2 protein-coding genes are annotated in these 1,425 nt (G+C 48.6%); both read right to left on the reverse strand.

The genetic code is table 11. The features are described from left to right. A partial coding sequence (locus tag KIV40_RS29660; protein ID WP_285352839.1) for a BamA/TamA family outer membrane protein occupies positions 1–1,108 on the reverse strand: 1,108 nt, incomplete at its 3' end. Between the two features lie 29 nt (positions 1,109–1,137). Continuing rightward, positions 1,138–1,425: alanine racemase C-terminal domain-containing protein (locus KIV40_RS29665; protein WP_285352838.1), on the reverse strand; the 288-nt coding region annotated here is incomplete at its 5' end.

Consider the following 1,425-nt stretch of genomic DNA (forward strand, 5'->3'; position numbering starts at 1 on the left):
CTTCTACCTGAAAGCGCACCGCGCCACCCAAACTCCATTTCATATCGGTATGCAGTGTTTTTATATCGTACTCATCAGCCACTCGCCCTACTTCGGCAAAAGCAACCCACTGCCACCACGGCAAGTCGTAGTAGTTAATCAGCGGAATGTCTTCCAGTGGCTGCCATTCAGGTAACACACGATACTCCGCTGAGTAATGAACTGCAGAGCGACCATGGAATCGGCCACCGGTATAGCCTCTGAGTCGGTACAGACCACCAAGACGCGCTTGTTCTGTTTCTGGCGGACGAGCACAATCCTGACCAGAACAGTTATTCCACGTTGGTGTATCGGCGGTATAAAAATCAAAAGCTAGAACTTGCTGATCAAACCAATCTCCAAGTGGACCTAATGCGTAGTATTGGCTGTTTTGAAATGTCCATTTAAACCAAGGATCACTCCCAGACCAATCGTCAGCCCCCGTCGTCAGCTTTAACAAAGAGTGTGAACCTTTGGTTGGGTTACGAGTACTGTCTCGGTTATCCCAATCAAAGCTTAAATTAAAGCCTGTCGCTTTCTCGGTTTGGTTGAGATCTTTGAGCTCACGAGAGGTATAAAACGGCGTAAAGATAATCGAACTCACGCCAGACTCTAGCGGAGAGGCGAAGCTGACGTCTTTAATCGGTTGGAACGCCCCCAAAAGACCATGCTCTGCGACATTCCCCCAAGGCAGCAAATACTTAAACTCAGCTTGATAGTTTTGCTCGTGACCGTCAGCGATGGTTTTATCCAGATCAGAAGAGTCATTACTGCCCTGATCACCGAGATAATATGGATTGTCATTAAAACGAGCTTGGTACATCTGAGTACTAAACAGCAGGTTTTGCGACAACGCGTAGTTAAAAGCGGACAAGAAGACGACGTAGCTGTCTTTATCGGAATAGAGCGCGGTACCAAACAATGCTGCCTGTGGCTGCCCAACCCCTTTTGCGACACCAGCAACCCCAAAGGTATTACCCATGGTTTCAGTACTGAAGTAAAAAGGAACAAAAGCAGAGTCTTTAGGCTCTTTCTCTGATTTATCTGAGGCTTGAGCTGGAGTAAAAGCCAACGAGGCTGCCAGCGTCATTGCACTGGCAAGCCATCTTTTTTTTCCGCTCACGATTTCACGTACTCCATCGCGACACGTGAAGTGAGTTTGGTAACCAATTCATAAGCGATCGTGCCAATGTGATCCGCTACCTCTTCCGATGGCAGGGCTTTACCCCATAAGGTTGCTTCATCACCCACTTGGTCAGTCGCATCTGGGCCAAGATCTACCGCCAGCATATCCATAGAGACACGACCTGCAATCGGCACCTTACGGCCATTGATGTAAACCGGAGTTCCATTTGGTGCGGTACGCGGGTAACCATCGCCATAGCCAATTGCGATCACGCCCATTTT

This window comes from Vibrio sp. D173a (assembly GCF_030248475.1).